Raw genomic sequence first — 26,020 nt, forward strand, 5'->3', positions numbered from 1 at the left:
TCAGGGGGCTGCGATCGCGAGCAGTGGCCGTCAGACGGCCGCTGTTTTCCCCAGGCTGGCGTCAAATTGTTTCCAGCTTTCTGTCATATCCACCACGGTTTTCGATTTTCGCGCTTCGTCGATTTTGATCGCGGTGAGTCCCGCTTCCAGCGCGTCCACCACCGTGACCTTCAGCGGCGTTCCTTGTTTAATGTGCTTCACAATTTCTTCGGCCATCAGCGCATCCGCGCCGTAGTGACCATCGTAAGCGTTGCCGCTGTACACAGTGTCGACTTCACGCTCGCCGGTACGGGCGTTGTGCACGCGGAAGTAGTTACGTACAAAGTCGCCTTCCGCCATGCCGTCGGTGCCCATGACGCAGAAACGACGGAACTCATCCGGCACGTTAAGGTTGGCGTGAAAAGCGAGGGTGGCACCACCCGCGTATTCAATTAGCGCTGTCTGGTAGTCAACGATATCGGCGTCGCTATCGAACACCGCGTCGGTGCTTGACCAGCCACTCGGCTTGACGTGATACAGTTCGGCATCTGCGGTAACCGCACCCTGCGGGGCATGTTGCGGGGTAAAGGATTTACGACCGCCAAAGCTGGCGACGCGCACCGGACGCTCTCCCATCAATCCCTGGTACAGATCGATATCGTGGCAGCATTTTTCCAGAATGTAGGGACCGGCGTATTTCTCCAGGCGACGCCAGTCGCGCTGGAAGAAGGCACCGTGGTACGGCTTGATATGTTCGGTCGCTTCGATGGAGGTGATTTCACCAAGGCGGTTGTCATCACGCGCTGCCAGCAGGTCGTGGTATAACGGCGAGTAGCGCAGCACCAGACCGACCAGAATGCGCTCGTGACCGTACTGCTGCACCAGCTGTGCCATCGCCATGGTCTGCTCTTCGTTAATCACCACCGGCTTTTCGGTGAAGACGGTATAACCCGCAGCCAACCCCTGGCGAATATGCTCAAGGTGCATAAAGTTCGGCGAACCCACCAATAACAGATCAAAGCCGCCATGATTCAGCAGTGCGTCGATGCTGTCGAATGCCTTGCCGGGATCGATGCCGAAGGTGTGAAGATTAGGTAAACCCGCCGGAGCCGGATCGACATAACCCACGACGGAGAACTCTGTATCGGCTTTGCTGAACTCTTTCACCACATGGGAAAGACGAAAGCCAAGACCAATAATGCCCACTTTCATGTTGTACCCCTGAAGCCCGTTGCCTGTTAGCCGCCCGACCCATCAGGCTGCTGATAATCTGACCGCTAACTTATTACGGCAGAAAAACTAATGTCAATGGATATCCTGGGGAAAGAAATGTGAAATTTTATTAATTGTATGATTTTAATCATTTTTATTTGATGTTGTAGCTTCCATATTTATTTGTTATTGCGATTTAAGTTTTTTTACCCTATCTTTCGCACATCTATAAAGAGTCATTCCGTGCGGGGCAGGGCAGGAGGAAGCGCGTGCAGTCACTGATGCTGGGTATTGATGGTGGTGGTACGCACTGTCGTGGACGTCTCACCGACGCTCAGGGGCAGTTGCTGGCGGAAGCGCGCGGTGGACCCGCCAATGTCTGGTCACAGTTTGAAGCGGCGATTGACGCTATCGATCAGGTGATTGACGATCTCTTCACTCAGGCTGGTTTACCGGCGACGGCGCGGGCGCATACGGTGCTGGTGGCGGGGCTGGCCGGGGCGAACGTGGCTTCCGTGAAGACGAGGCTTGAGAGCTGGCAACCGGTTTGTCAGGCACGTTATGTTTTCACTGATGTCGAAATCGCGTGTGCCGGTGCGCATAATGGCGCGCCAGGTGCGGTATTCATTACCGGCACCGGCAGTCAGGGTGCGGCATGGGACGGTACGCAGTTTACGCTGCTCGGCGGTTGGGGTTTTGCGCTGTCGGATGCCGGATCGGGTGCGGTGTTGGGTCAGCGCGCGCTGCGGCTGGCGTTGCTGGCGCACGAGGGTATTGTACCGACTTCAGCGCTGACACAACGTATCATGGCGCATTACCATGATAGCCCCGAACAGATGTTAATCTGGTCACGTCAGGCGACACCTGCCAATTGGGGCCGGGTGGTACCAGACGTTTTCGCTGCCGCGCAGGCGGGTGATGTGCACGGCATGGCGCTGATTCAGCAAACCGCAGCGGATATTGCGCAGATGGTGCAGCCGCTGCTGGCGCGTAGCCACGGGAATCTGGCGCTTATGGGCGGTTTAGCCACACCGATTCAGCCCTGGCTCCCGACGGAAATCGCCGCATTGCTGGTGCCGCCGCACGGCGACGCGCTAAGTGGCGCGATCCGGCTCGCCAGCCAGTTCAGCCTGAGCCAACCCGCGTAACCTATTCATTCTGCTGATAAAGAGAACCATGATCGCTCCGAACGTAACCGCCCGTATTCTGCGGCTGATTGTCGAAAATGCGCCGATCAGCCAGTCCGATCTCAAAGTGCGCAGTGGCCTGAGCATGTCAACGGTCTCGCAGGCGACCAATCGCCTGTTGACGGGCGGCATTGTGCAGGAGCTGGGGCTGCGTCGTGTCTCGATGGGACGTCCGAAAACCCTGCTCGGCCTTAACCCGGATCACGCCAGCGTGGTGGGTATCCAGCTCAATGCTGAACGCAATCTGATCGTGCTGACGGATCTGGGCGGTAATATTATTGGCGAGCAGCAGATGCCTTCCGGCGCGATGACGCCCAAGCAGTTGGGTGATGCGCTGGCGAAATTTCTGCGCGGTGTTGAGGGCAAAAAAGTGGGCGCGATTGGCCTCGCGCTCTCTGGCCTGGTGGACGCCAGTAACGGTTACTGTGTGCGTTCCCGCGTGCTGGACTGGGACAACGTGCCGATTGCCCGGCTGCTGGAGGAACGTTTCTCGCTGCCGGTATTTATTGAAAACGACGCCAACGCATTAGCCATGGCGGCGTTGGTATTTGGTCAGCTCGGCCATGCGCAATCGGCGATTATCGCCACCTTTGGTAAAGGGATTGGCGCAGGGATTTTGCTCGATCGTCAGCTGTATCGTGGCCGTCATGGCAAAGCGGGGGAGATTGGTAATGCCCTGCTGGGCGATGGTTCCGAACGTCTGCTGGAGGATGTCGCCTCATCGCAGGCGATTCTGCAACGGGTAGCAGCCTCGTTGCAAGATGAGGTACCACAGGCGCTGCGTGACCTGGATATGCGCCCGACGCCGGAGGTGTTAAGTGTGCTGGCGGAAGCCGGGCATCAGTTGGGCATGTCGCTGGCGAACCTGTCGATTGCCTACGATCCGGATGTCGTCTATCTGGCGATGGAGCCGCAGATGGCATCGCGTATCCTGCTGGATCATATTACCCAGAGTTTCCAGAACTACCGTTTGAAATTGACGCCGCATATGACGCCGTTGCAGTTCCTGACGGAATCTAATCGGATGTGGGCGCAGGGCGCGGCGGGTTTTGCGGTGAATAAGTTGCTGGATTTGTTGGCCGCCCAGGCGGATGAAGAGATCGCGTCTTAGGGTGGGGGCGTTAGCACTGAATGGGTTCCGTTCGCTCTGAGCGGGTTTCGTTCGCCACGGGCAGTGGCAGTTTCAGCTCACCGGTGCGGCGACCGAGCAAAGGGTGCCTGGCCGCACCCTTTGCAATCCCGGGCCTCGCGCCAGCCTCCCTCGCCGCTGCGCGGTACCTTCGCTCCTTCACGCTGCCGACGGACCGGCGTCGATTCGCTCCTGCTCAACGCCGCCTTTCGCCGCATCCATGCGGCTCATCCTGGCAGCATTCACTCGCTCAGCGAGTCCGGATGGCGCCCCACCCCCTCGCTGCACGATCTGTGTTTTTCCGTCTCTTTCTTTTTGCTTTCCGTTTTTTATTTTTTGTGTTTTCTGCGGTCTTTCAGGCGGTGGGGTGGGCGGCATCCGCAGCGCCGAGCGCAGAGGGAAGGCCAGGACGAGCCGCATGGATGCGGCGAGAGAGCGGAATGAGCCATGGATGGCGAATCCGCGCGGTCCGTATGGCCTGAGTGATAAGCGAGGGGACAGCGCTATGCGCTGCGCGAGGACGCCGCAGGGCGCGGATTGCAAAGGTCCGCGCCCTCGGACCTTTGCCCGTCCGCCTGCACGGCGGTGCTGAAACTCCCTAATGCCTGGCGGGCGGAACCTTCTCGGTGTCAGCCCGCTGCTGCTGGCGGGCGGCCCTACCTTTACCGCAACCGCATCCCCTGCTCATCAAACAACAAACAACTCCCCGCATCCAACTGGTAATGCATCGGTTCACCGATCTCATGATGAGTCGCGTGACGCTCCTCAATCACCAGCAGACGCTCCTGCCCGACATCCAGATAAAGATAATTGGTATGCCCCAGCATCTCACTGAACGACAGCGGCGCACTAAAACTCAATGGCGCATCAGCAGCCGTGGCGAGCTGAAAATGCTCAGGCCGCACCCCCAGCGTCACTTTCTGCCCCTCGCGGCAGGTCGCCGCCAGCTTCAGGGTTAATGAATGAATCCCCAGCGATGGTACGCGCAACTGCACCTGGCCGGGCGCTAACGCCGCCACTTCAGCCGGTAAGAAATTCATCTTCGGCGAGCCAATAAACCCGGCGACAAACAGATTATCCGGGTCGCGATACAACTCCAGCGGCGCGCCAACTTGCTCAATCTGCCCCTTGCGCAGCACCACGATACGGTCAGCCAGCGTCATCGCTTCCAGCTGATCGTGGGTGACGTAAATCATGGTATTACCGAGTGAGGCGTGCAGGCGGGCGATCTCAATACGCATCTGCAAACGCAATTCGGCATCAAGGTTCGACAGCGGTTCATCAAACAGAAAAATGCGCGGATGACGAATAATGGCGCGGCCTATCGCTACGCGTTGCCGCTGCCCGCCGGATAAGGCTCGCGGCAGGCGATCGAGTAATTCAGTTAAGTGCAAACGCTCGGCAGTCTGGCGTATTGCCTGCTCAATCTCCGCTTTCGGGCGCTTCATCACCTCCAGCGGATAGGCGAGATTGCCGCGTACCGTCATATTCGGGTAGAGCGCATAGGACTGAAACACCATCGCGATGCCACGCTCAGTGGCGGGCTGGTGCGTCATATCTGCCCCTTCAATCAGCAGCTTACCGTCGCTGATCTCCTCCAGCCCGGCAATCATGCGTAACAGCGTCGATTTACCGCAGCCGGAAGGGCCAACAAACACCACAAACTCACCGCTGTTGATGGTGAGATCGATACCGTGAATCACGTTCACGTTCTCATAGGATTTCTTAACGCTTTGTAGATGCAGGCTGGTCATGCTGTGTCTCGCTTAAAGTAACTGGCCCATATAGATAGCGTTGCTGCGCACGATCGGTGTGAAGCCGAGGCGCTGATAGAACCCGCACACCTGCTCGTTTTGCAGGCTGACGCCAAGATGTACGCCGGTAACACCGGCCTGACGCAGCAGCGTCAGCAATTGCTCAATCAGCTTGCGACCCCAACCGCCTTGCTGTGCCGCAGGCAGCAGATTGATATGCAGATGCGCTGGCCACTGACTCACCAACTGCTCGGCAGCGGCATCCGGTTGGTGAATGGCATCCAGCACTTTGCTGTCGAGGGGGGCACTGGCGCGCGTCGCGCGATATTGCGCCTGCAAGATTGGCCACCATTGTTGATTGAGGATCGCCTCAAATGCCCGCGTGTCCGGTACCGCCACCGCGTAACCAACGACCTCACCCTGCTGCTCCAGCACCAGGGCAAACTCAGGGACGAAGCGCGCGTAGGGGATTACAAAGCGCAGGCCCGGCAGGGCGGGATCGGAATAGAGCGCTGTGGCATCTTTACCCGCGTTGGCGGTTTCTAAGCAAATACGCGAGAGCGCGGGAAAATCCGCTGCGGTGGCGTGGCGAATAACACCTTCAGCCGTCATGGTGGAGCCTCTGTGGTCAGGAGATGAACAGTTTTTACGGTAATGAAAGCTGACTTAGTTTTCAAGGTGTAATAATTGCGTCATGCCGCAAAGCCAGAGAGAAACATAACCGCAGCGCATGACGGGCGCGATGGTTACAAGGTCAGACGGTGCTGGCTGGCCCTTGCTGCACGGGCCTTGCGCCTGTTTTTCTCCATTTCTTCATCATAACTATACGATTTTCATATGCTCTATCAGTAGCTTAATGGCGGACAAAATCACGAGTGGTTTATGCTGGCCATCATCACAGCCAGATGGATTACCGCCGATTTTTGCTGGATTAAGCAGCATTCCCTGCTGATCAGCGGGCTTTTCTTCTCACTTTTTGCACTGCATCACAGAGCAAAAATTCCACGCTGCGTAGGTTTGACTTTCTTTTGTTCATAAAGTAAGTATGGATAAGCGCGTTATTTCTGCTGAATCAACCTGCGGGATCTGCGGGTGTCGAGATGAAGGGATGCCAGTCATCTGTTGGAGAAACCGAGCATTATGTGTGAGTCAACCTTACGTTCGCAGTACTTCCATCGCTCTCTGCGCACCCTGTCTTGTCTGGTTTCCGCTGGGATACTGCTCGGCGCATCGATGGCGCAGGCCGCCAGCGTGACCCTAAACGAATGGGACATCTATAACTATCCGCAGCAGACCGAAGCGGTGGATCAGGCGATTAAAGTGTTCCAACAGAAGAATCCCGGAATCGTTATCCAGCGTTCCGTGCACTCCTTTGAAGATACCCGCATCCCGCTCAAGCTGGCGCTGACCGCTGGTGATGGCCCACAGATCGCTCAGGTCAACCAGGGCGGTGGCGATATGGGATCGCTGGTGAAAGACAAATTACTGTGGCCACTGGATGATTACGCCAAAAGCTATGGCTGGACCACCCGTTTCCCGGATTCGATTCTGAAACGCAACCGTTGGTCTGATACGCAGGATTTTGGTAGCGGCAAGCTGTATGGCGTCGCCAGCCTCGGCGAAATGGTTGGCCTGTACTACAACAAAGCGCTGCTGGATAAAGCCGGAATTGCAGTGCCGAAAACCCTGCCGGAGCTGGAGCAGGCAATGGCGAAACTGAAAGCGCAGGGCACTGCGCCCATGATGCTGGGTCTGCTGGACGGCAATATGGGGCAGCAACTGCTGAGTACCATTTGGGAAGCGCAGATTGAAAGCAGCGACCGCAAAAAACTGGATGACCTGATTTACGATGTCGGCGGCACCTTTAAAGATGACAAGTTAGTCAAAGCCGCGAACATGATGAAAAGCTGGAATGACAAAGGTTACTTCTTCCCCGGTTTCCAGGGGATTGGTCATGACGATGCCGCGACGCTGTTCCAGAACGGCCAGGCCGCCTTCCTGGTGAGCGGCACCTGGTATCTCGGTCAGTTCAAAGACAATAAAGATATTCACTTTGCGGCAATGCCGATGGGTGAGGGCGTGCAGCATGCGTTGATGGTCGGGGGTACTGACCTGGCGTTCTCCATCACCAGCACGGCGAAAAGCAAAGAACAGCAGGACGCCGCCGCGAAGTTTATCGATTACATCGTGTCAGATGAGATGGCGAACCGCTGGCTGAAAGTGGGCTTCCTGCCAGCCAGCGCCAGCAAAAACGCGCAGATCCCCGCGGATAACCCGCTGCTGGCGGAAACCTATCAGGTGTGGGTGACACTCAATGAACACGATGGCCTTGGTCACTACGTTGACTGGGCGACACCGACCATGAATGCCGAGCTGAACCAGAATGTGCAGTTGCTGCTGGCGGGACGTCAAACCGCTGACCAGATGGTCACCAACTTTGACAACAACTATCAACGTTACCTGAAAACCCTTAAGCACTGATAAATCCGGTCCGGCAGCGATGCCGGACCGCAGACAGGCCCGCAAGCGAGTACGGTTATGCTGAACAAATCTGCCTGGCGCAATGCGCTCTATCTTCTGCCCGCGGTGCTGGTGTACGCGGTCTTTCTGTTGCTGCCGCTGCTGGCGTCGCTGGGGATCAGTTTCACCGAGTGGGACGGCACCTCGATGCCGATCTTTACCGGTATCAGCAACTATATGCGCATGTTCAGCGACCCGGTGTTCTGGGTGGCGCTGGGCAATAATGCGCTGTTGATGTTGTTCTACACCCTTTTGCCGATTGGCGTCGGGCTGCTGCTGTGCAGCTTCCTGTATGAAACGCGCAGCAACAAGGAGCGCAGCCTGCTGCGTATCTTCTTCTTTCTGCCTTATATCATGCCGATGGCAGTACTCGGCGTGGTATGGCGCTGGCTGTATAACCCGGCCTTTGGCCCGATTGACCAGTTTCTGCGCGCCATCGGTCTGCCGCAGCTGGCGATCTCCTGGCTGGGCGACTTCACTTGGGCGCTTCCTGCGGTGGGCTTTGTGGCTACCTGGTACTTCTTTGGTTTTTGCCTGGTGCTGTTTATGGCTGGATTACAGCGCATGGACCCGTCGCTACTGGAAGCTGCCGATCTGGATGGCTCCTCACGGCGGCAGAAATTTATGCGTATCACGCTGCCCTCGCTGCGCCCGGAACTGCGCATTGCCTTATTGCTGACGGTGATTGCCAGTCTGAAAGCCTTTGACCTGGTCTATGTGATGACCCAGGGCGGACCAGGTACCGCGACGATGGTGACCAACATCTTTATGTATAAGCAGGGCTTTGACCTGCACTACTTCGGTTACGCCTCGGCAGTCGCGGTGTTCAGTATGATGATTGTGTTGTTGATCAACGCGTTAATTCACTTTGTTATTCGGGAGCGTCACTGATGCGTGGCACGCCAGTTGTTTCTCGTGCGCTTATCTGGATCGTCGCGCTGATGACCATCCTGCCATTTTTGATGGCGCTGATGACCTCATTCAAAACCCAGATGGAGTTGTTCCAGGGGGGGTTTACCCTGCCATCTTCGCTCAACTTTAAAAACTACGTCACCGCCTGGCAGCAGGGCCATTTCAACGTTTACTTTATGAACTCGGTGCTGGTGGTGATCCCGGTGGTGATTTGCAGCATCCTGCTCGGCATCCTCGCCGGGTTTGGCTTTGCCTGGCTGAAGATCCCCGGCAAAAAAGTGGTGGCGGCGATGCTGGGTCTGGGCATGGTATTGCCAAGTGAAGCCTTTATCATCCCGCTGTACCACGAGCTGCGCTGGATGGGGCTGACCAATACTTATCTGGCACTGATCCTGCCGCAGATTGCGCTGTCGTTACCCTTTACCACCCTGATGATCGCCACGGCGCTGCAACAGGTGCCGCGTGAGCTGGTGGAGGCGTCGGTGATGGATGGTGCATCACGACGCAAAATTCTGTGGGGCATTCTGGTGCCCGCCATCTGGCCAACACTGTCAACGCTGGCGCTGCTGCTGTTTATCTGGACGTGGAACGAGTTCCTGATCCCACTGATTCTGGTTAACAAAGACGAGCTGCGTACCCTGCCGATTGGCATGATGTTTTTCCAGAATAAAAACACCATTGATATCCCGGTACTGATGGCTGGCGCGATGATCGTGATCCTGCCGCTGGTGGCGGTGTTCCTGGTGTTCCAGCGCAAATTTATCAGTGGCGTGACTGAAGGCGCAGTGAAATAAGCGCCTTGTCCATCAGCGAAAGGTTTTCGCGCCGTGTGCATGCTGCAATGGCCTTACGCTGCAACTCAGGAGAACCGCATGCACCTTTCACTGGCTGATTTTCACCCCGTCGCCGACGGCGAGACCCTCGATACCGCCTGTTTTCAGCGCGCGCTGGATCACCTGACGCAGCGGGGCGGCGGTACGCTGACGGTGCCGCCGGGCCGCTATCGCCTTGGCACCCTCACGCTGGGTTCCCATCTCAAGCTGCATCTGGCGGCGGGGGCCACCTTGCTCGCCAGCCAGCGTGTTGAGGATTATCAACACTGCCTGGCACAGAGCCAGGCTGAGCTGTCGCAGCATGTGCTGCTGTATGCGGTCGGCCAGCGCAATATCAGCATCAGCGGCAAAGGGGTGATTGATGGCGACGGTGAAGCCTGGTTTGCTGCCGAAAAAGATGCACAGGGTTATCGCCTGCCGCGCCCACAGCGTCCGCGTATTATCGTGTTTGAAGATTGTGAGCAGGTGACGCTCCAGGAGTTCACTATCGTGCAGGCACCGATGTGGACGGTGCATCTGGTGAGCTGCCGCCATGTGCATGTTGAACACCTGACCATCGATAACGCGATGACCATGCCCAACACCGACGCGCTGGATATCGACAGTTGCGAAGCGGTGTTTGTCAGCAACAGCTACCTGAGTGCGGCGGATGACGCCATTTGCATCAAAACCACGCAAAAACCGACTCATCTGCGGCGTGCGGCGCGCCAGATTATGATCAGCAATTGCCAACTGCGCTCCTGGAGTTGTGCGTTCAAGATTGGCACGGAAACCTTTGATGATGTGGAAGATGTCACGGTCAGCGGCTGTACCATTTTCGACTCCAATCGGGCGATTGGCCTGCTGTCACGTGATGGCGGCAGTTTCCGCCGTCTGTTATTCAGCAATCTGACGCTGGCCTGCCACCTTGCGCCACCCTGCCATTGGGGTAAAGCCGATGCGCTGTTTGTCTCGGTGCGCGCCCGCGATCCGGCGATCGTACCGGGTAGCATTGAACAGCTGCAATTCAGCAACGTCAGCGGCGTGATGGAAGGGGCAATTAACCTGCATAGTGAGGTTGCAGGGCAGATCCGCGAGGTGATGTTGAGCAACGTGCAGCTACGTCAGGTCGTCGCGCAGTCCGACGAACAGGGATATTACGATGTCCGCCCGCCATGCAATCCCGCATCACTAACCGGGATGGGACTGGATAATGCCTATAAGCTGGATAGCCAGACCGGGCAGGCGTATGGGGTGATGACTTATCCGCACGGTCTGCCTGGTCTGTTTGCGCGCGGGGTGGAGAACCTGCAATTACACAATGTGGTCATTGTGCGTCCGCAGCCTTTGCCAGCAGGCTGGCATCATGAGACGGTGCAGATTCTGCCGTAACGGTGACGGACACTTTGCGCGATAATATCGCGCCCGGTGGTAGCGGCGCGATTTATCGCGTGGTTTTTTCTGGCAACGCGTGATTACAGCGCGGCGGCAATCGCTGCACCCAGCTCCTCGGTTGACGCCTTGCCGCCCAGGTCGCGTGTCAGGCTATTACCTGCCGCCAGCGTGCGTTCGATGGCATCCAGCACTGCTGCACCGGCTTCGGCATAGCCCAAATGTTCCAGCATCATTGCGCCACACCAAATCTGTCCGATCGGGTTGGCAACGCCTTTGCCCGCGATATCTGGCGCAGAGCCGTGCACCGGTTCGAACAGGCTGGGGAATTTGCCTTCCGGGTTGATATTGGCTGAGGGCGCAATGCCGATAGTACCGGTACAGGCCGGGCCAAGATCCGACAGGATATCGCCAAACAGGTTGCTGGCGACCACCACATCGAACCAATCCGGATGCAGCACAAAGTTAGCGGTCAGGATATCGATATGATATTTATCGACTTTAATTTCTGGATAGTTGACCGACATCGCTTCCACGCGGCTGTCCCAGTACGGCATGGTGATGGCGATACCGTTGGATTTGGTGGCCGAAGTCAGGTGCTTTTTCGGTCGTTTCTGCGCCAGTTCGTAGGCAAATTTCAGGATGCGATCGACGCCGGTACGGGTCATCACCGTCTCCTGAATGACCACTTCACGCTCAGTGCCGGGGAACATGGTGCCGCCGACGCTGGAGTACTCGCCCTCGGTGTTTTCGCGCACCACGTAGAAATCGATATCGCCCGGTTGGCGATTCGCCAGCGGCGCTTTGACGCCCGGCATCAGACGGACCGGACGCAGGTTGACGTATTGATCGAACTCGCGGCGGAACTGCAACAACGACCCCCACAGTGAGACATGATCCGGCACCACATCCGGCCAGCCGACGGCCCCGAAGTAGATCGCATCAAAGGTTTGCAGCGTGGCGAACCAGTCGTCTGGCAACATCTTGCCATGCTGCTGCCAGTACTCGGCGCTGGCGAAATCAAACCATTGCCACTCCAGCGGGATATTGAATTTTTTTGCTGCCGCATCCATCACGCGGATGCCTTCCGGCATCACTTCCTTACCAATGCCATCGCCAGGGATGACGGCGATTTTAAATGTTTTGCCGTTCATAGGGTCTCTCGCAGGTTGCTGTTGATGTTCTGCCCGCAGTATAACTTTGCATCATGGGGAAATAATTAGCCTGAGCAGCAAGCCAATGTTGAATAAAAGTAGAGAATCGCGGACTTCCACCGATGACCTGGCGTTTTTCGTGCGTATCGCCACCCTCGGTAGCCTGACGGCTGCGGCGCGCGAGCTGGGGCTATCACTACCGGCGGTGAGCAAACGCCTGAGCCAGCTGGAGCTGCGGCTGGGGGTGCAATTGCTACGTCGTACCACACGGCGACTGGAGCTGACGCCGGAAGGGAAGCGCTATCTGGAGGGCGCGCGTCCACTGCTGGATCAACTGGCGGAGCTTGAGGAGTCGGTCAGCAGCCAGACGGCGCTATTACGTGGTTCGCTGAATATCAATGCGTCCTTCGGCTTTGGTCGCCGCCATGTTGCGCCACTGGTGTCGCGCTTTGCGGCGTTGCATCCGGCATTGTCGCTCAGCCTGCAACTCAGCAGTCAGCCGTTAAGTTTCCTTGATGCGCACATCGATATCGATATCCGGGTCGGTGAGCCGCCGGATGCCCGCTTGATGGCACGCAAGCTACGGACCAATCCGCGTGTGCTGTGCTGCGCCCCTGCTTATGCGGCGCGTTGTGGCCTGCCCGACAGCGTGACAGCGCTGGCACAGCATAACTGCATTCTGCTGCGTCAGTACGAAAGCGATTTTGCCCTGTGGCGGCTGACGGATGGCAGTCAGCAACTGACGCAAAAGGTGCGCGGCACCCTGGTCACCAATGATGGTGAAGTGGCGATGCAGCTGGCGCAGGACGGGCATGGCATTTTGCTGCGTTCGTGGTGGGATGCGCAGCACAGCATCCACAGCGGTGAGTTGCTGCATGTGTTGCCCGCGTGGAGTGCGCCAGACGGCGATATCTTTGCCGTCTGGCAGCCGCAGCGCCAACTGCCTGCGCGCATCAGCGCTTTTGTGGAGTTTTTGCAGCAGACATTATAAAGCGCGTCGCTACGAATCGACGGTCTGACGCTGGCGTTGTTGCATCGGGTAAAAGTCTCCCTCTTTCAGCGAGGTTTCAATCTCTTCCAGCGAACGGCCTTTGGTTTCGGGCATCAGGAAGTAAACAAAGACAAAACCCAGCAGGTTGAGCAGCGCGTAGAACCACATCGCCCCGCCAATGCCCAGCCAGTTGACCATCGATAGCGCCGTCGCTGTCAGCAACAGGTTAGACCCCCACAGCATCCCGGCGTGCAGGCTGGTGGCTTTTTCACGAATGCCCAGCGGATAGAGTTCCGATCCCATCAGCCAGCCAATGACCTGAATACCGCCAGAGTTAAACACCATAAAACCAAACAGGCAGATGACGATCAGCCAGCTATGGCCGCCACCGTGCGCATCAAGACGAAACACCGCGCCCAGCAGGACCAGGCTCAGGATCGCTCCCGGCATCATCCACAGGGTGAGGGCGCGGCGACCGACGTGGTCGACGACCAGCTTGCCGATCACCGTCAGCGTCAGGTAAATCACCGCCACGCCCAGCGCGGAATACAAGGCCGCATCCCGGCTGAAACCGGCATTGGTAAGGAAGGTCGGGGTGTAGTAAATCATCATTTCAATGCCGGAAAGCTGCGTAAATGCGGCAATGCCCAGCCCGACCAGTAGCGCCGGACGCAGCCAGGGTTGCTTCAGGTCGCGCCAGATGGCGGTGGTTCTGCGTTCCACCTTGTCATGCACGCGCTGGATGGCACGAATCTCCTGACGCACCTGTTTTTCGCTGTCACGTACCGAATCCAGCGCCAGATGCGCCTCGCGTAGCCGTTTCTGGCTCACCAGCCAACGCGGACTTTCCGGTAGTGGCAGCATCCCCAGCAGCAGCATCACCGCCGGGATCGCGGCCACGGCAAACATGGTGCGCCAGCTCCAGATATCCTGCATAAAGGTGCCCACTAACGCCGCAGTGACAATGCCGACACCAATCGAGATATTGAAGAAGGTCACCAGACGGCCACGACGATCCGGGGGGGCCAGCTCGGCGATATACACCGGGACAATCTGCGACGCGCCCCCGACCGCGAAGCCGAGCACCAGACGCGCCACGCCCAGCCAGACCGCGTTGGGGGACAGGCCGGAGCCAATGACGCCGACGGCAAAAATCGCCGCAACAATCATCACCGTATAACGGCGGCCCAACTGGCTGGAGAGGCGTCCACAGCTCAGCGCACCCATCACCGCGCCGACCAGAATCGCACTGGTCACTAACTCCTGCGCATGGGACGAGAGCTGGAAATCATGGGTAATCTGCAACAGCGCGCCGGAAATAATGCCGGTGTCGTAGCCATAAAGAAATCCGGCAATGGCGGCGATGGCGGTTGCTGTCAATAAAAAGGCATCTGCGCTGAGGAAGCGGCTGTTCTCTTCACGGGCGCTGGCGGATAGCTTTTCATTGTCAGCCTGTGCAGGCGTGGATTCCGGCGGATATCGCCAGTTATTATTTTCTGATTCAGGCATAGTATTCCTTGCAGATGAATGACGTTATTTTTATGCAGGGGTACAGTGCGGCCGAAATAATCGGCATTCACTCCTTGATATTATTTTTAAGATTTAAAGATATAGCATGCAATGTGATGTATGTCACATTTCTATCCTGGTGAATGGCTGGATGAGAACAAATTTAAAGCAAATAAAGTGAAGGGGTATTTATTTAATGCATTGTTTTTGTTTGTTTTATTTTTTATATTTTTATTATGTTCTGAATTTCATCGTCTGTTCTGTTTATGCTGCATTAAATTAAATAAAACCATTCTGATTCGGACAAAATAATATTCCCCAGTCCGTGGCATCTACAGAAAATATCACTGCGCGAGCGAACATATTATCTGCATGCATTGTGCAGTGCTGCGCAAGTCACGTATTGAATGACGATTTGATTATTTTCAATCAACTTTGACTGTTTGTGAGCATGATCAAACAAATTCATCCCACCTTAGCCTATAAAGTAGCCCTGTAAGTGCGTAATCTTGCTCTTGGTTGAGCGATATAAATCATTTTATCGTTAGCGGTAGCGCCCGGTGCACAGACACCAGACACCATAATCGTCGCTACCCCGTTATAACGGCAGGCGTGAAGCCCAGCGCCTGCCACGACCCTACGTTATCGATGAGGCTGAAATGAAACAATTCTCTGCAGAAGGGATGGTGATTATTGTCGGGATAGTGATTGCATATATCCTGTTTACCACCTGGCTGACCTGGCGTTTGCGCAGTAAAAACACCGGTGATTTTATGGCGGGTTCACGGGCCATGCCGGCGTTTATTGTCGGGGTGATGCTGATGTCAGAATATATCGGTGCTAAATCCACCATCGGTACTGCCCAGGCCGCTTTTGAGGATGGTTTTGCCGCCTCCTGGTCGGTGATCGGCGCGGCGATTGGCTTCCCGCTGTTTGGTATGCTGCTGGTCAAACGGATTTATAACACCGGGAAAATCACCATTTCCGGTGCGATTGCCGAGCGCTATGGTAATTCGACCAAAAACATTATTTCGCTGATCATGATTTATGCGTTGTTGCTGGTGAACGTGGGTAACTACGTTAGCGGTGCGGCAGCGATTTCGACGGTGCTGAATCTGGATCTCACCACTGCCGCCTTTATCACGGCGGTGGTCAGTACCTTCTATTTTATGTTTGGCGGCATGAAGGGCATCGCCTGGGTGACGCTGTTGCATAGCGGACTGAAATACATCGGAATTATGATTATTCTCGGCGTTGCGCTGCATATGACCGGCGGGGTCAGCCCGATGATAAAACAGATGCCGCACTTCTACTGGACCTGGGATGGCAACATTGGCGGCAGTACCATTTTTGCCTGGCTGATCGGCACCATTGGTTCCATCTTCTGCACCCAGTTTGTCATTCAGGCGATTGCCTCCACCAAAAGCGCTGCCTCGGCGAAACGTGCCACCTGGGTTGCCTTCTTCTTTTGTATGCCGATTGCCATTGCCATCGCACTGATTGGTGTGGCGGCGAAGTTCCTCCATCCCGATATCAAGAGCCTGTATGCTCTGCCGGTGTTTTTACAGGATATGAGCCCGTGGCTGGCGGGGATTGTTACGACTTCGCTGGTGGCGTCGATTTTCGTCAGTGTGAGCACCGTGGCACTGGCTATCGCCTCGCTGGTGGTGAAAGATTTTTATGTCCCGTACCGCAATCCGACGCCGGAACGCGAATTCCGTATGACACGCTGGTTGTCACTGGCGATTGGTTTCCTGCCGCTGATCTTCGTGTTGTTCGTGCCTGAAGTGCTGAAACTGTCGTTTTTCACCCGCGCTATCCGTCTGTCGATTTCGGTGGTCGCTATCATCGCCTTTTACCTGCCATTCTTTAAAAGCACGCGCGGTGCGAATGCCGGGTTGATCGCCGCCTGTGTGGTGACATCGGTGTGGTATTTGCTGGGTGATCCTTTTGGTATCAACAACATGTATGTGGCGCTGGCCACCCCGGCGATTGTGATGGTGATTGATCGCCTGATCCCGACGCGCCAGGTACAGGATAAGAATGCCCCGAAACGAACTATGCAAAACAGTGGAGCCTGATATGACCGATTTAACACTTACCGTCGAACGTAACGGTAACCTTCATCCGCATGCGCAGGACGCGCAGCAGCTCACCGCGATGCTGCCTTCGGTCTGTCCGCAAAACCATGCTGCCAATCTGCTGCCGCTGCCGAATGGCGACGTGCTGTGCGTCTGGTTTGGCGGCACGCAGGAAGGGATCGCGGATATCTCGGTCTGGTCTTCGCGGCTGGCAAAAGGCAGCAATCAATGGAGCGAGGCGGAAAAGTTGTCGGACGATCCTACGCGATCTGAACAAAACCCGGTGCTGTTTCTCGATCCACAGCAGGTGCTGTGGTTGCTGTGGACCGCGCAGAAGTCCGGTAATCAGGACACCGCGATTGTGCGTTATCGGCAGTCTCGCGATTTTGGCCGCAGCTGGAGCGCCATCGATACGCTACTTGATCAACCCGGCACCTTTATCCGCCAGCCGATCGTCGTGCTGCCGAATGGCAACTGGCTGCTGCCGGTATTCTATTGTCGCACCCAGCCGGGGGTGAAATGGGTTGGCAACGATGATGTCAGCGCGGTGAAAATCTCCAGCGATCAGGGCAAAAGCTGGCGCGATGTGGCCGTGCCGGACAGCCTCGGGTGTGTGCATATGAATATCACCCTGTTGCAGGATGGCAGCCTGCTGGCGTTGTACCGCAGCCGCTGGGCCGATTTCATCTATCAAAGCCGTTCCCGTGACGGCGGCGAAAGCTGGAGCGCGCCACAGGCGACGGCACTGCCGAATAACAACTCCTCGATTCAGGTCACTACGTTGCACAACGGCCATCTGGCGCTGGTGTTTAACGCCATGAGCGCTAAAGATGCCAGCGAACGCCGCCTGTCGCTGTATGACGAGATTGAAGATGAGGAGGAGGGCGACGTCGCCGTCGCGGCGGAGCCGGTAGTACACAGCGGGCGCACGGCATTCTGGGGCGCACCGCGTGCACCGATGACGTTGGCGATCTCGGCAGATGGTGGGCAGAGCTGGCCGTGGCAACGCAACCTCGATGAGGGCGATGGCTACTGTATGACCAACAACTCCCAGCAGAAGCTGAACCGTGAGTTCTCCTATCCCAGCATTAAACAGAGCGAGGACGGTGCGCTGCATATTGCGTACACCTATTTCCGCCAGGCGATTAAGTATGTGCGCGTGGATGAGTCCTGGGTGGTCTCATGAGTCGCCATGCGCTGGTGACCGGTGTCAGCTCCGGGATAGGTGCGGCGATTGCCGACCATCTGTTACAGCAGGGCTGGCAGGTGACCGGCTTCAGCCGCACCCAGGTGAAAAAAGATCATCCGGGTTTTACCTCGGTCAGCGTGGATCTGTTTGATGTTGCGCTACTGAAGCAGGCGCTGGCAGTGTTGCCAACCGTCAATGCGCTGGTACATGCCGCAGGGATGATGGCGGCAGCACCACTGGGCGAGCTGGATGAGGCGGCAAGCAGCAGGCTGTGGTATCTGCATGTGCAGGCGGCACAGATCATGGCCAATGCGTTGCGGCCGAGGATGCAGCGGGGCGACCGTATCCTGCTGATTGGCAGCCGCACCTCACGTGGTGCGGCCGGGCGCAGCCAATATGTCAGTACCAAGGCGGCGATGGTCGGCATGGCGCGGAGTTGGGCCGCCGAGCTGGCACCAGAGGGGATTACGGTAAACGTGATTGCGCCGGGGGCCACCGAAACGCCAATGCTGCTGCAACCTGGCCGCGCCAGTTCACCGCCAAAACTGCCGCCGATTGGGCGTTATATCCAACCTGAGGAGGTAGCGGCGCTGGCCGGGTTTGTGCTGTCACCTGCGGCGGATGCCATCACCGGGCAGGAGCTGGTGATCTGTGGCGGGGCGTCTCTGACGTAACCGAAACGTAGCGGCGCGATTTATCGCGCATTTCGACCGCAGCGTCAAAGTCAAAGGCGCGCGATAAATCGCGCCGCTACAATCGCCGACGCAAGGATGCCAGGTCCACCTGCCACTGATTCAGCTTGTTGTACAACGCGGTGCGAGAAATCCCCAGCAGCTGTGCCGACTGGCGCAGATTGCCGTGCTGCTCCGCCACCACTTGCAACACATGCTGGCGTTCATTTTCCTGCAACGAGGGCAACTGCACGGGCGGTTGCTGGCGTTGTACCATGTCATCCGGCAGATCCTGCCTGTCAATCTCCAGCCCTTCGCACAGATTCACCATACGTTCGACCAGATTCTCCAGTTCGCGCACGTTGCCCGGCCAGTGCCACGCCTGCAAACAACGCATCGCTTCCGGTGACACCTGGGGCGCAATGCGTTTCAGGCGGGCGCACAGTGCCAGAATAAAGGTATTCACCAGGCCGGGAATATCCTCCTGACGCTCGCGCAGCGGCGGGATCGCCAGTGACACCACGTTCAACCGGTAGTAGAGATCGCGCCGAAACGCGCCTTTTTCCACTGCATCCAGCAAGTTGCAGTGGGTGGCCGCGATAATACGCACATTGACCTTGAGCGGGTTGGCGGCCCCGATACGTACTACCTCGCTCTCCTGCAATACCCGCAGCAGGCTGGTCTGCGCCTCCAGTGGCATCTCACCAATTTCATCCAGAAACAACGTACCGCCATCGGCCAGCTCGAATTTGCCCGGCGATCCGCCACGGCGTGAACCGGTAAAGGCACCATCGACATAACCAAACAGCTCGCTTTGTACCAGGTCACGCGGCAGTGCACCGCAGTTGAGGGCGATAAAGGCTTCCTGCTGGCGTGGACTGGCATTATGAATCGCCTGCGCAAACAACTCCTTGCCGGTGCCGCTTTCGCCGGTCAACAGCACGGTGCTGTCGGTGCGACTACTGGCACGTGCTTTCTGAATCGCCTGTTGTACACGCGGCGCATGGCCGCGAATCATGTCAAAGGTATAACTGGCGCTGACCCCCATCACCCGACGGGTAATGGCCCGGATACGCTGGTTCTCGCGCAGCGACAGCACGCGCCCCCCATCCGGCGCGGGCATCAGCGAAATCAGGCAGGGGATCGACTGCACGCCATCGGGCATAAATTGCAGCTCGCGGTCGTTGCAGAATGGCATGGTCAGCAGGGATGCCCCCTGCGGCTGCAACAACACATCGATCGTCCCGGCATCAGGATCCAGCCCGCTAAAGATCTGTCGGGCATAACGGTTCAGGGTTTTGATCCGGCCATGGCGATCGCAGACGATCACCCCTTCATTCAGGGTTTCGAGGATTGACTGCTGCTCGGCCAGCAGGCGGCGCAGCATCAGTTGTTGCCCGACCGCTTCCGCCGCCGCCTGGACCGTGCCCAGCGTGTGGGCATTGAAGTTATCGGGGGTGGCGGTCAGCGTCAGCACGCCAATCAACTGACCGCTGGCATCACGCACCGGGGCGGCAGCGCATTGCCGATGGCGTTTACGCAGATCGAATTTCCAGTTCTCACCGCTCAGTACATACACCAGCCGTTGTTCAATCAGGCAGCGTGCGGTGCAGTTAGTGCCCAGTACCTCTTCACGCAGAATGCTGCCGACAGGCGTCATATCCGCGCCACAGAAATGCAGCGTGACGCCCTGGGCATCGGTCAGGTTGATATGCCCATCCGGGTTGTAGGCCAGCAAGTTCTCCATAATGCTGCGTGCCACCAGAATCAACTCGGCGTTGTGTTCGAGAATCGCGGCCAGCTCCTCAGCGGGCGGGGCGATATAGGTAAAATCCGCGGGATCGGTGCCGCGCTGTTGCGATCGCTGCCACGACTGCAAAATGCTGCGCCGCATCCAACCCGGCTGTTCACCGCGCTGAAAGCTGTGCCAGCCCTGCCACAGCAAATTATCCCACTCACCGACTTCCGCGCCGCCTGGCAGACTGAAGATCGGATCGCTCTCATCTTTAAACGGTAAGCGGTCGCTCAGAGATCGCATAACGCACTCCGGTGATGGATGGAATGTCCATTTTATTTACATGTGCAGTTGACATGTAAATTTTGTTGCCAGTTTGTGAGCTGTATCTGTGTGTCGCCTCACACATTTCACCGATTTCCACCTGGCATCGGCTTTGCAATGACTCCCGCATAGGCCGCATCCACTCGGGATGCTTTCGAAATAACAAGGAGTTAGCAATGAGTCTTGATTCCAAACCTGTACGCGTGGGCCTGATTGGTGCCGGTCGCATGGGCAGCTTCCATGCCGAAAACCTGGCGTACCGGGTGCCGGGGGCGACACTGGCCGCCGTGGCCGATCCTCAGCCCGGTGCTGCTGAACGGCTGGCGCAGCAACTGGGTGTAGCGAAAGCTTACAGCGACCTGCATGCGTTGTTGCAGGACCCGGAGATTGATGCAGTGGCGATTGCCGCGCCAGCGCGGACCCATGCGGAGTGGGTGATTGCCGCAGCGCAGGCGGGCAAGCATGTGTTTTGCGAGAAACCGATGGCGGTGACCCTGGATGAAGCCGACCGCGCCATTGCCGCAGCGAAAAGTGCCGGGGTGGTGTTGCAGGTGGGTTTCAACCGCCGTTTTGACTCAGGGTTTGCGGCGGCCATCGCGGCGGTGGAAGCCGGAGAGAATGGCGTCACCCAACTCAGCCGTTCGGTGACGCGTGATCCGGCGTTGCGCGATCCCGCTCCGATTCCGCCGTGGACCATCTTCCTCGAAACGTTGATCCACGATTTCGACACCCTGCTGCACTTTAACCCGCAGGCGAAGCCAGTACAGGTCTATGCGCTGGCTGATGCCCTGGTGCGCCCGGATTTTAAAGACAAAGGGTTACTGGATACCTCTGTGGTGACGATTCGTTTCGACAATGGCGCGATTGCGACCGCCGAAGCCAACTTCCAGGCGGTATACGGCTATGACGTGCGCGGTGAAGTCTTTGGCAGCAAAGGTATGTTGCAGGCTGGGCACATCAATGCCAACCACTGTGTGCGCTATCACGCGGGTGGCATAGCGATTGAAACCTCACGGCTGGACTCCGACCTGCTGCGTGAAGCCTATGTGGCTGAGATGACGGAATTTGCGCGCTGCATTCGCACTGGCGCAACCCCGCGTGCCACCGGTGAAGATGCGCGCAATGCGTTGGCAATTGCGCTGGCCTGCATTGCGTCCGTGCAACAAAACCAACCGATCACGCTGGGAGGCCGCTAATGGCTGGCTATCAACTTTCCGTCTGCGCCGAAATGGTGTTTCTCGAACTGCCGTTTATTGAGCGCGTTAAACGTATTCACGCGTTGGGTTTTGGCGTCGAGATCTGGGGCTGGGCCAACAAGGATATTGACGCGCTGGCGGCGACCGGGGCGCGTTTTACCTCAATGACCGGCTATTTGAGCGGCAACCTGACCGACGATGACGCCATCGCCGAGTTGTTACAAAGTGCCGAAGCCTCTCTGGCGGTGGCGGCGCGACTCAACTGTCCGGGGCTGAATCTGCACGGCACCGGGCTGGATGACAAAGGCCTGCCGGTAAAACCGGTCGCGGTGGTGACTGGCGCGATGTGGCTGAAAGCTGCTGACACGCTACGCCAAGTCGCCCAACTCGGCGAGCGAGCTGGACGGGTGTTCACGCTGGAGAACCTGAACCTGCCGGTTGACCATCCCGGCACGCCGTTTGCGCTGGCTGCCGATACCCTGGCGCTGGTGGAGGCGGTGAACAGCCCGGCGCTGAAGATGAATCTCGACCTGTATCACGCGCAGATCGGCGAAGGCAATCTGATCGAACTGATCCGCCGGGCCGGTCCGGCGATTGGTGAGATCCAGGTGGCGGATGTGCCGGGGCGTCAGCAGCCGGGGACAGGAGAAATCAACTATCGCGCGATAGCCCGCACGCTGCACGACATTGGCTATCAGGGCACGGTGGCCATGGAGGGATGGGCCAGTGGCGACAGCAGCGCCGCGCTGGCGCAGTTCCGCGAACACTTCAGTTTATAAGCGTTATCCCGCCGGGTATTTGCCTGTTGCCCGGCATTAAAACACAACAATAACATCTCAACCCTACAGGAAACCGTTATGAAAATCAGAAGCTTATTTCTCCTGCTCTGTGCGTTGTTATTCAGCCTGAGTGTCAGCGCCAAAACCTTCACCGTCGGGGTGGCGTTGGCTAACTTCGACCTCAACTTTGTGTCCATCTTGCGCACCCAGATGGAAGCCGAACTGAAGGCCAATCAGCTCAAGGGCCAGTTTGTGGATGCCAAAGGCGATGTGGCGCTCCAGGTGCAGCAGGTGGACGATTTTATCAACCAGGGCGTGGACGCGATCATCCTCAACCCGGTGGATACCCAGGGGGTGTTGCCGATGATCACCGCCGCGAAGAATGCCGGTATTCCATTGATCTTTGTTAACCGTAAGCCCGAGGTGAAGCTACCGGCGGATATGGCCTATGTCGGTTCGGATTCCGCGTTAGGCGGTGAAATGCAGATGGAAGCGCTGGCGAAAAAGATGAATTACAAAGGCAACGTGGCGATTCTGATGGGCGCGCTGTCGAACGAGGAAGCGCGTGAGCGTACCCGGGCGGTGGAAGCGGTGATCGCCAAATATAAAGATATGAAGGTGGTTGAGAAGCAGAGCGCGAAGTGGCAGCGCAACGAAGCAGTGGATGTGGTGTCGAGCTGGTTGCTCAATCAGCGTCCGATTGATGCCATCGCCGCCAACAACGATGAAATGGCGATTGGTGCGATTATGGCGTTAACGCAGGCGAAAAATGAAAAGATCCTTGTTGCCGGGATTGATGGTACGCCGGACGGTCAGCAATTCGTGAAAAACGGCAAAATGGTGCTGACGATTTTCCAGGATGCGAAAGGGCAGGCGACCGGGGCAGTGCAGGTGACCAAGGCATTGCTGGATAAGCAAAAAGTGCAGGTTTACAACTGGGTGCCGTACAAGACCATTACGCCGGAGAATTACACGCAGTTTGTGGCGGCGAATTAAGCCGTATTTCGTCGCGGCGCGATTTAGTGCGCTGCGACGAATAATCCGCGTTACGTTTACTCAGTAATCGTTAATACGTATGATTCTCATTCTTTTTATAACTCCCTGATGGAGCTAAGAATGAAATCCTTGTTCAATCCGCGTATCGCCAGCGTGGCGCTGGCAGTGGTAACTGCGCTCAGTTTGACGGCCTGCCAGGCTCCGGCCAAAAAAGCGGCGGCCCCGGTCGTCGCCCCACAACCGGTTGCCAGCAATGTGCAGCAGCGCGAGCTGGCGGAAGGGCTGTATGAGATGGCCTATATCCCGGGCAACCCCGCTGCGCTGTATGTCGCCAGTGCCCAAAGTTTTAAAGGTGTTAACGGTGGGGTGATCTACCGTCTCGATCCTGCCACGCTGAAAACCCTCGGTGAAACCCATACCGATCTGAAAAACTTCGGCATGACGATGGAGCCAGATGGCAGCCTGCTGTATGTCACCAATACGCTGGATGGCGGGATCTCAAAAGTGGATGCGCACAGCGGCAAGGTGGTGCAGCGTCTGCAGTTTGGCCTGATCAATGACAAAGGCTTCCCGACCGGTGCGCGTGAAATCATGCTGCATGATGGCCTGCTGTATATCGGCGGCGTGGCCGATCCCGGCCTGATTTGGGTGGTGGATGCCAAAACCTTTAAGCTGAAAACCACCATCAAAAATGCCGGTAAGTGGGTCACCGGTTTGCTTTACTCCTCGGTGACGGATCGTATCTATGCGGCCAACGGCAGTGGGGAGATCTTGGTGATCAACCCGCGCAACCACAAGATCGAACAGCGCTGGACGCCGGGCGATGACAAAACGTATCTGCTGCTGAACCTGGCGGAAGATCCGGCTACTGGTCGCCTGTTTGTCACCGACAACTCGAAAGCGAAAACCACGCTGGTGTTTGATGAGCATACCGGCAAGGTGATCAAGCGTATTGACGGCGATGCCTTGGGCATCAAGTTCAATGCCAAACGCAATGAGATCTACATCAGCCAGCGTGAATCCGGCAAGGTGCTGCAACTTGATGCCACCACCTATGCGGTGAAAAACAGCTGGACGCTGCCGACCCATCCCAACAGCCTGCTGGTGTCGCCGGATGGTCAGACATTATTTGTGACGGTGAAGCAGGGCTTCAACAAAGATCACTCCGCGAAGGGACCGGATAGCGTGGTGCGTATCCCGTTGCATTAATCTGCCAAGGGCGGGGATGATCCCGCCCTTATTCCTGTGCTACGCCGCCACACCCTGTACCAGCAGTACGCGATAGTTCGCCCCTTTCAGACGATGCGCCTTCGCTTCCTGGTATGCCGGGCTGTAATACCAGCCTTTTGCCGCATCGATATCCGGGAACTCCAGCACCACAACGCCTTCGGCTTGTGGGCCTTCCAGGGTTTCCAGCGCACCGTAAAAGGCGAGCGGATTAATCGGATGATCGCCGCGTGCTTCCCCCGCTTTTTGCGCGTAGGTTGCCATTTCGCTGTCGTTCAGGGTTTCATCGCGGATAAAAATCACATACGCACTCACTGTTACTCTCCTCGCGCCTGGCGTTTGTCTTCGGTGTTGGTCTCAAAATCGCTGGCATCGTGGCGCTCCAGCAGTTGGTCTTCCGGTGCGGCACCAAAAGCGCGGTTCACTTTACGGCCACGAATCACGGCCGGACGCTGCGCAATCTCTTTCGCCCAGCGCACCACGTGTTGGTACGATTGCACATCAAGGAATTCAGCGCCGCCGTATTGATCGTTCAGCACCAGGTTGCCGTACCACGGCCAGGTGGCGATATCGGCAATGCTGTATTCGTCGCCGCCGAGATAGCGGTGATTCGCCAACTGACGATTCAGCACATCAAGCTGACGTTTCGCTTCGAGGGTAAAGCGGTTGATGGCGTACTCGATTTTTTCCGGCGCGTAGTGGTAAAAATGGCCAAACCCGCCGCCAAGGTAGGGGGCTGAACCCTGCAACCAGAACAACCAGTTCAGCGCTTCGGTGCGGCCCGCGATGTCTTTCGGCAGGAAGTGACCAAATTTATCCGCCAGATACAGCAGGATGTTGCCGGACTCAAACACACGCAGCGGTGGGGTAACCGAGTGGTCGCGCAGCGCCGGGATTTTAGAGTTAGGGTTGACCTCAACGAAGCCGCTGGAGAATTGATCGCCCTCGCCGATACGAATCAGCCAGGCGTCGTATTCGGCTTCTTTAACACCGATCGCCAGCAGTTCTTCCAGCAGGATGGTAATTTTCTGGCCGTTTGGTGTGCCCAGCGAATAAAGCTGGAGCGGATGTTTACCGACTGGCAGGGTCTTCTCATGCGTCGGCCCGGCAGTCGGACGGTTGGTTTTCGCGCCGTTGCCTTTGGCTTCCGGGTCCCAGGTCCAGACTTTTGCGGGCTGATACTGATGTTCCGACATAGTGATTTCGCCTTGTTGTGGTTGCATTTTTTGCTGCTACTGAGTGTAGCAGTCGCGGTCACAGGCGATTTAACC

Annotated in this window: 23 protein-coding genes; 15 read left to right on the forward strand and 8 right to left on the reverse strand. The window is 57.1% G+C overall.

Annotated features, from left to right (window positions below; translation table 11 throughout):
- Nucleotides 1-30: 30 nt before the first annotated feature.
- Nucleotides 31-1,191 (reverse strand): Gfo/Idh/MocA family protein, encoded by a 1,161-nt coding sequence (locus tag PAT9B_RS01890; protein WP_013507560.1) that lies wholly within the window; start codon nt 1,189-1,191, stop codon nt 31-33.
- Nucleotides 1,192-1,460: 269 nt separating this feature from the next.
- On the opposite strand from PAT9B_RS01890, the gene PAT9B_RS01895 reads away from it, so the two are divergent.
- Together PAT9B_RS01895 and PAT9B_RS01900 are read left to right on the forward strand one after the other, a co-directional pair.
- Complete coding sequence (locus tag PAT9B_RS01895) at nt 1,461-2,339, forward strand: BadF/BadG/BcrA/BcrD ATPase family protein (RefSeq protein ID WP_013507561.1); 879 nt, start codon at nt 1,461-1,463, stop codon at nt 2,337-2,339.
- Between the two features lie 28 nt (nt 2,340-2,367).
- Nucleotides 2,368-3,489, forward strand: a complete 1,122-nt coding sequence (locus PAT9B_RS01900; protein ID WP_013507562.1) for an ROK family transcriptional regulator — start codon at nt 2,368-2,370, stop codon at nt 3,487-3,489.
- Nucleotides 3,490-4,169: 680 nt separating this feature from the next.
- Here PAT9B_RS01900 and PAT9B_RS01910 read toward each other — a convergent pair.
- Nucleotides 4,170-5,261, reverse strand: coding sequence for an ABC transporter ATP-binding protein (locus PAT9B_RS01910; RefSeq protein WP_013507563.1), 1,092 nt, complete (start codon nt 5,259-5,261; stop codon nt 4,170-4,172).
- Between the two features lie 12 nt (nt 5,262-5,273).
- The gene (locus PAT9B_RS01915) at nt 5,274-5,873 is read right to left on the reverse strand and encodes a GNAT family N-acetyltransferase (RefSeq protein WP_013507564.1); all 600 of its coding nucleotides are present in this window, start codon (nt 5,871-5,873) and stop codon (nt 5,274-5,276) included.
- Nucleotides 5,874-6,143: 270 nt separating this feature from the next.
- Between PAT9B_RS01915 and PAT9B_RS30860 the strand changes: the two genes are divergently transcribed.
- From PAT9B_RS30860 to PAT9B_RS01935, 5 genes are all read left to right on the forward strand, one after another.
- Nucleotides 6,144-6,299, forward strand: a complete 156-nt coding sequence (locus PAT9B_RS30860) for a hypothetical protein (RefSeq protein ID WP_190274642.1) — start codon at nt 6,144-6,146, stop codon at nt 6,297-6,299.
- A 102-nt stretch (nt 6,300-6,401) separates the two neighbouring features.
- Complete coding sequence (locus tag PAT9B_RS01920) at nt 6,402-7,742, forward strand: ABC transporter substrate-binding protein (RefSeq protein WP_013507565.1); 1,341 nt, start codon at nt 6,402-6,404, stop codon at nt 7,740-7,742.
- A gap of 57 nt (nt 7,743-7,799) precedes the next feature.
- A complete protein-coding gene (locus PAT9B_RS01925) occupies nt 7,800-8,672 on the forward strand; it encodes a carbohydrate ABC transporter permease (RefSeq protein ID WP_013507566.1) in 873 nt (290 codons plus the stop codon).
- Nucleotides 8,672-9,487 (forward strand): carbohydrate ABC transporter permease, encoded by an 816-nt coding sequence (locus tag PAT9B_RS01930; protein ID WP_013507567.1) that lies wholly within the window; start codon nt 8,672-8,674, stop codon nt 9,485-9,487. Before PAT9B_RS01925 ends, PAT9B_RS01930 begins: the two co-directional genes overlap by 1 nt.
- Before the next feature lie 78 nt (nt 9,488-9,565).
- The gene (locus tag PAT9B_RS01935) at nt 9,566-10,897 is read left to right on the forward strand and encodes a glycoside hydrolase family 28 protein (RefSeq protein WP_013507568.1); all 1,332 of its coding nucleotides are present in this window, start codon (nt 9,566-9,568) and stop codon (nt 10,895-10,897) included.
- Between the two features lie 83 nt (nt 10,898-10,980).
- Here the strand turns inward: PAT9B_RS01935 and PAT9B_RS01940 are convergent, their stop codons facing one another.
- Complete coding sequence (locus tag PAT9B_RS01940) at nt 10,981-12,051, reverse strand: tartrate dehydrogenase (RefSeq protein ID WP_013507569.1); 1,071 nt, start codon at nt 12,049-12,051, stop codon at nt 10,981-10,983.
- An 85-nt stretch (nt 12,052-12,136) separates the two neighbouring features.
- On the opposite strand from PAT9B_RS01940, the gene PAT9B_RS01945 reads away from it, so the two are divergent.
- Entirely contained in the window at nt 12,137-13,042 is a 906-nt protein-coding gene (locus PAT9B_RS01945; RefSeq protein WP_013507570.1) for a LysR family transcriptional regulator, read from the forward strand.
- A gap of 9 nt (nt 13,043-13,051) precedes the next feature.
- Here PAT9B_RS01945 and PAT9B_RS01950 read toward each other — a convergent pair whose 3' ends face one another.
- Nucleotides 13,052-14,551: a sugar porter family MFS transporter gene (locus PAT9B_RS01950; RefSeq protein WP_013507571.1), complete on the reverse strand. Its 1,500-nt coding sequence runs from the start codon at nt 14,549-14,551 to the stop codon at nt 13,052-13,054.
- A gap of 659 nt (nt 14,552-15,210) precedes the next feature.
- Between PAT9B_RS01950 and PAT9B_RS01960 the strand changes: the two genes are divergently transcribed.
- Genes PAT9B_RS01960 through PAT9B_RS01970 form a run of 3 tightly spaced genes read left to right on the forward strand, consistent with a single transcriptional unit; the run spans nt 15,211 to nt 18,495 of the window.
- Complete coding sequence (locus tag PAT9B_RS01960) at nt 15,211-16,632, forward strand: sodium:solute symporter family protein (RefSeq protein WP_013507572.1); 1,422 nt, start codon at nt 15,211-15,213, stop codon at nt 16,630-16,632.
- A gap of 1 nt (nt 16,633) precedes the next feature.
- Entirely contained in the window at nt 16,634-17,818 is a 1,185-nt protein-coding gene (locus PAT9B_RS01965) for an exo-alpha-sialidase (RefSeq protein ID WP_013507573.1), read from the forward strand.
- Nucleotides 17,815-18,495 (forward strand): SDR family NAD(P)-dependent oxidoreductase, encoded by a 681-nt coding sequence (locus tag PAT9B_RS01970; protein ID WP_013507574.1) that lies wholly within the window; start codon nt 17,815-17,817, stop codon nt 18,493-18,495. The genes PAT9B_RS01965 and PAT9B_RS01970 overlap by 4 nt, the downstream gene beginning before the upstream one ends.
- A 76-nt stretch (nt 18,496-18,571) precedes the next feature.
- On the opposite strand, the gene PAT9B_RS01975 is transcribed toward PAT9B_RS01970, so the two are convergent.
- Nucleotides 18,572-20,530 carry a sigma-54-dependent Fis family transcriptional regulator gene (locus PAT9B_RS01975; protein WP_013507575.1) on the reverse strand — a complete coding sequence of 653 codons (1,959 nt, stop codon included), beginning with the start codon at nt 20,528-20,530 and terminating at the stop codon, nt 18,572-18,574.
- Between the two features lie 197 nt (nt 20,531-20,727).
- Between PAT9B_RS01975 and PAT9B_RS01980 the strand changes: the two genes are divergently transcribed.
- The 4 genes from PAT9B_RS01980 (at nt 20,728) to PAT9B_RS01995 (ending at nt 24,731) form a co-directional block, all read left to right on the forward strand.
- Nucleotides 20,728-21,747: a Gfo/Idh/MocA family oxidoreductase gene (locus PAT9B_RS01980; protein ID WP_013507576.1), complete on the forward strand. Its 1,020-nt coding sequence runs from the start codon at nt 20,728-20,730 to the stop codon at nt 21,745-21,747.
- Nucleotides 21,747-22,526, forward strand: a complete 780-nt coding sequence (locus tag PAT9B_RS01985; protein WP_013507577.1) for a TIM barrel protein — start codon at nt 21,747-21,749, stop codon at nt 22,524-22,526. The genes PAT9B_RS01980 and PAT9B_RS01985 overlap by 1 nt, the downstream gene beginning before the upstream one ends.
- A 78-nt stretch (nt 22,527-22,604) precedes the next feature.
- Entirely contained in the window at nt 22,605-23,522 is a 918-nt protein-coding gene (locus PAT9B_RS01990) for a substrate-binding domain-containing protein (RefSeq protein WP_013507578.1), read from the forward strand.
- A 120-nt stretch (nt 23,523-23,642) separates the two neighbouring features.
- Nucleotides 23,643-24,731, forward strand: a complete 1,089-nt coding sequence (locus tag PAT9B_RS01995; protein ID WP_013507579.1) for a YncE family protein — start codon at nt 23,643-23,645, stop codon at nt 24,729-24,731.
- Nucleotides 24,732-24,770: 39 nt separating this feature from the next.
- Here the strand turns inward: PAT9B_RS01995 and PAT9B_RS02000 are convergent, their stop codons facing one another.
- Complete coding sequence (locus PAT9B_RS02000; protein WP_013507580.1) at nt 24,771-25,064, reverse strand: DUF1330 domain-containing protein; 294 nt, start codon at nt 25,062-25,064, stop codon at nt 24,771-24,773.
- A 2-nt stretch (nt 25,065-25,066) separates the two neighbouring features.
- Nucleotides 25,067-25,945, reverse strand: coding sequence for a glutathione-dependent disulfide-bond oxidoreductase (yghU, locus tag PAT9B_RS02005; protein WP_013507581.1), 879 nt, complete (start codon nt 25,943-25,945; stop codon nt 25,067-25,069).
- Nucleotides 25,946-26,020 lie beyond the last annotated feature (75 nt).

Source organism: Pantoea sp. At-9b, assembly GCF_000175935.2.
GTDB lineage: Bacteria > Pseudomonadota > Gammaproteobacteria > Enterobacterales > Enterobacteriaceae > Pantoea.